Raw genomic sequence first — 4835 nt, 5'->3', positions numbered from 1 at the left:
GTCGGCGATGGCCGGGAGTGCCTGCGGCGGGTGCGCCGGCGGCCCGGCCCCCTCCTGCCAGGGGTCGAGGAAGCGTCCGCAGCGCCGGAGGACGGCGAGGAAGTAGTCCGCCAGCCGCTCGCTCGGCAGCCGCCGGAGCGGCTCCGCCCGTTCGGCGAGCAGCCCGGCGCCGAACGGGCGCACCAGAGGAGCCCGGCCGTAGCGCCCCGGCCCGGTGCCGGTGAGCAGGTGGTGGGCGGCCAGCTCGTCCAACGCCCGGCGGGCGGCCGGGGTGTCGGTGCCGAGCAGCGCGGCGCTCGTGAGGGCGTCGACCCGGTCGCCGGGGTGCGCGGCCAGGGCTGCGAGCAGGTCGGCGGCCGGTGCGGAGAGCCGACGGTGCGTCAGGTGCAGCCGGCTGTGGACACCGAACGCGCTGTCCGTGCTCAGGGCTGTCAACCGCGCCTGTTCGTCGGCGAGTTCGTCCGCGAATGCGGACAGCGACCAGCCCGGCTGGGTGGCCAGCCGGGCTGCCGCGATCCGCAGCGCGAGCGGCAGCCCGTCGCACAGCCGGACGAGGCGGGCGGCGGCCCGCGGATCACCGTGCACCCGTTCGGGAGTCAGGGCACGTTCCAGGAGGAGCAGGGCGTCGTCCTGCGGCAGTTCGGCCAGCTGCAGCACGACGGCCCCGTCGAGGGCGGGCAGGTCCTGCAGGGGCCCCCGGCCGGTGACGACCGCCACGCAGCCGGGGTCCTGAGGCAGCAGATCGACCACCTGGTCGGCGCTGTCGGCGTCGTCCAGGACCACCAGCAGCCGCCGGCCGGCGGTGCGTTCGCGGAACAGCCGGGCCCGGTCGGCGCGGTCCGCGGGAACGGCCCCGGCGGGGACGTCGAGCGCGTGCAGGAAATCGGCGAGGACGTCCTCGGGGCGGGCCGGGCCGGACTCGGTGAGGCCGCGCAGGTCGGCGTAGAGCAGGCCGTCGGGGAAACGGGCGGCGGCCCGGTGCGCCCACGTGACGGCCAGCGCGCTCTTGCCGACGCCGGCCGGCCCGGTCACCAGGACCGGGCCCCCGGCGGTGCGCTCGGGGAGGCCGGCCCGGTCCAGCCGGTCGAGTTCCGCCCGCCGCCCGGCGAACCCGGCCGTCCGGCGCGGTAGCCGGTCGGGGATGCGCACGATGGGCCCGGCCGGGGCCGCGGCTGCGGCCGGCCGCTCCGGGCCGTCGTCGGCCAGCACCTCGGCAAGTGCGGCCCGCAGGGCCGGGCCGGGCCGGATGCCCAGTTCGCGGTCCAGCCGCCGACGGGTCCGGTGGTACACGGTGAGCGCGTCCGCCGGCCGTCCGGCCCGGTGCAGACAGAGCATCAGCAGCGCCACCAGTTCCTCCCGCAGCCCGTCCGTCCGCACATGCTGCTCCAGCACGGCGACGGCGGCCGCCCCGGTGCCCCGGCGCAGCTGCAGCGCGGCCCAGCGGAGCAGCACGTCGGTGCGGGTCCGGTTCAGGTGGTCCACCAGAGCGGTGCGCAGCGGGGTGTCGGGGAGGTCGGCCAGGGCTTCGCCGCGCCACAGCCGCAGGCCCTCCTCCAGCAGGGCCACGGCCCCGGCGTCGTCGACCGGGCCGGCTGCGTCGGCGTGTCCCGCGGTACGGGCCGCCAGCGCCTCCAGACGCAGCGCGTCCACGTCGTCCGCCGACCCGGTCAGCAGGTAGCCGCCGGCCCGGGTGTGGAGGCCGAACGGGGTGTCGACGAGGACTTTGCGCAGGGCGGCGACGTGCCCCTGCACCGCGGCCCGCGCACTGGTCGGCGGCCGGTCGCCCCACAGCACCTCGCAGAGCCGCTCCACCGGCACGACACGTCCGAGTTCCAGCGCCAGCAGCGCCAGCACCGCCCGGCGCTGGGCCCCCGACACGGTGGTGAAGCCGACCGGTTCGGTCCGCAGTTCCACCGGACCGAGCAGCCGGATCCGCACCCCGCACCCCCTCCGTCCACACCCCCGGCGCCACAGGTCGGCGCCGGGGGACGCAGTGTAGTGTGCGTACTTGTCCGGGATGTGTCATCGTCCGGCCCCGCCGGTCGACGCGGCGGGCACGGGAGCGACCGGCGGGGGCCACGGCGGGCGGACGTGTCGCGGGAGGCCGGTCAGGACCCGGCACGGGGGAGAGGCGCGTGCACATCGATCTGCTGGGGCCGATGGTCGTACGACGGCCGGACGGCGCCGTCGTGACGCCCTCGGCACTGAAACGGCGGGCGCTGCTCAGCGCCCTTGCCATGAAACTCAACCGGACCGTGGCCACCGGCGAACTGATCGAACTGGTCTGGGACGGCGCCGCGCCGCCCACCGCGCGGGCAGCCCTGCAGGGACACGTCGCCGCACTGCGCCGACTGCTGGACGGGCCGGGGTTCGCCCTGGAGACCCGCAGCTCCGGATACCTGCTGGCCGGTGACCCCGAGCGGGTCGACGCCCTGCGCTTCGCCCGCCTCTGCGAGGAGACGGCGGCACTGCCGGGCGAGCCGGTCGGCCCCGCCGCGGCGGCCCGGGAATGCCCCGTGCCGAAGCTGCGGACCGCGCTGGACCTGTGGCGCGGGCCCGCGCTCGCCGACTGCGGCTCGGTCCGGCTGCGCGAACGGGAGCTCCCGCACCTCACCGGCCTGCGGCTGGACGCGCTGGAACGGCTGGCCGAGACCCTGCTGCGGGCCGGCCGGGGCGGCGAGGCCGTCGCCCCGCTGACCGGGGCCGCCGACGCCCACCAGTCCCGGCGGACCCTGGCCGCCCTGCTGGTGCGTTGCCTGCAGCAGGACGGGCAGCACATGGAGGCGCGGGAGCGGTTCGACCGCATGCCGGTCCGCCCCGCCGGGCCGCCCGGGGCCGGGCCGCACGGCGCGGGAACGCCGCCGGTCGCCCGGCCCCTCGTGCCCGACCGCCGCTTCTGCGGCCGCAGCCTCGAACTCGCCCGCCTGGACGAGGCGCTGCCCGCTGCCCGGACCGGCCGCCCGGTCCTGGTCACGGGCCCGGCGGGGGCGGGCAAGACCGCCCTGGTCCGGTACTGGGCCGCGCAGCGGGCCGGGAACTTCCCGGACGGCGTCCTGGACGCCGCCCTGGGCGGGTTCGACCCGGGCGGGCCACGGGAACCGGCGGACGTCCTGGGCGGTTTCCTCACCGCGCTCGGCGTCGCGCCGGACGACCTCCCCGCGTCGACGGCCGAACGCTCCCGCCGCTACCGCGAACTCGTCGCCGGCCGGCGGATGGTGGTCCTGCTGGACGACGCGGCCTCCCGGGAGCAGATCCTCCCCCTCCTGCCCGACCCGCCGCCGCCCGGCGCCGAAGGCGCGGAGCGGACCCCGGTCACCGTCGTCACCAGCCGCAGCCGACTGCACCGCCTGCTGGTCCACGAGGGCGGCGTCCCGGTGCCGTTGGGTGCCCTCACCCACGAGGACGCCGTCACGCTGCTCGCCCGTGCCTGGGGGCCGGACCGGGTCGAGGACGACCCGGGCGCGGTCGCCGAACTCGTCGAACACTGCGAGCGCCTGCCGCTGGCCGTGCGCCTGGCCGCCACCCGGCTGGCCGCCCGGCCGGACTGGTCGGCGGGCGCTCTCGCCCACGAACTCGCCGACCCGGAGGCGGGGTTGACGGTCCTCTCGGGGGTCGGTGCCGGCCCGGCGGGTGCCCCGGCCGGCCTGGTCGCCGCCCTGGACCGGACCCACCGGACGCTGGCTCCCCCCGCGGCCCGGCTGTTCGCACTGCTGGGCCTGCACCCCGGAAAGGTGATCGACACCGGAGCCGCGGCCGCCCTCGCCGGCACCCCGCGCACCGCCACCCGCACCCTGCTGGCCGAACTGGACGCGGTCCACCTGCTGGACGAGGCGGCCCCCGGCCGCTACAGCAGGCGCGAATCGGTGCGCCGCTACGCCGCCCGGTACGCCGCCGAGCTCGGCCGGGACGAACGGTCCGCCGCCCTCGACCGGCTGATGGACCACTACCTGGACGTCACCGCCGAGTGGACGGCCGCGTGCACGGCGGACGGCGGGCCGGCGTCGATCAGGGGCGCCTTCGAGGAGGAGGAGGGCAGCCTGCGCGCCCTCGTGCTCCTCGGTGAGCGCAACGGCCCGGCCCCCGGTACCTGGTGGCTCGCCCACCGCACCGCCCTGCTCCACGAGGAGACCGACCACGACCGGTGCCACTGGCGGACCGTCGCCGAGGCCGGACTGCGCGCGGCCCGGGCCGGGAACGACGACGCGGCCGTCGCCCGGCTCGGCACGGACCTTGCCGTCCTCCACACCGTGCGGGCGGCCCACCACGCGGCTGCCGTCCAACTGGACCTCGCGATCGAGGCGGCCGACCGGGCCGGGGACGAGGTCCTGCGCCACGACTGCCGCAGCCGGGTGGCCGCCGCGCTGCTGCGCACCGGGCAGCACTGCCGGGCGCTGCCCATGCTCGTCGACCTGGTGGAGGCCGCCCGGACCCCGGCCACCGCCCACCTGCTGGTGCCCGCGCTGACCGGCCTCGCCGACGCCCTGGTCCTGTCCGGGCAACCGGGTCCGGCCCTGGCCCGTGCCGACGAGGCCGTCCGAGCCGCCGCCACCCGATCCGAGGACGCCGCGGCCGTCCTGGCGCTCCACAGCCGCGCCCGGGCCCTGCACGTGCTCGGTCGGCGCGACGCGGCGATCTCCTCCGCCCGGCTCTCGGTCGCCCTGGGCCGGACCGCCGGCGTTCCCGCGGCCGAGAAGCGCGCCCACGAACTGCTCGCGGACCTGATGGGCGTGATCGGCCGGGGCATCGAGGGACCCGTGCCCCCTCGGCGGGCCGCAGCACCGACCGCGGCCCGCTGAGCCGGTCCGCCCCAGCCGCCCCCCCCCGCCCCAGCCGCC

The 4835-nt window shown here is 78.2% G+C and carries 2 protein-coding genes; one reads left to right on the top strand and one right to left on the bottom strand.

Translation table 11 applies throughout. The features are described from left to right. Window positions 1-1938 (bottom strand): BTAD domain-containing putative transcriptional regulator (locus tag AA75_RS24020; protein ID WP_051813188.1); only part of this gene is annotated, 1938 nt, incomplete at its 3' end. A 197-nt stretch (window positions 1939-2135) separates the two neighbouring features. On the opposite strand from AA75_RS24020, the gene AA75_RS24015 reads away from it, so the two are divergent. Then, complete coding sequence (locus tag AA75_RS24015; protein WP_033822286.1) at window positions 2136-4796, top strand: BTAD domain-containing putative transcriptional regulator; 2661 nt, start codon at window positions 2136-2138, stop codon at window positions 4794-4796. The last annotated feature ends 39 nt before the right edge of the window (window positions 4797-4835 follow it).

The sequence above is a fragment of the Kitasatospora sp. MBT63 genome (genome assembly GCF_000710465.2).
In the GTDB taxonomy this organism is placed as follows: Bacteria; Actinomycetota; Actinomycetes; order Streptomycetales; family Streptomycetaceae; genus Kitasatospora.
The sequence above is the reverse complement of the archived record's forward strand: the minus strand, read 5'-3'. Positions and strand labels throughout refer to the sequence as shown.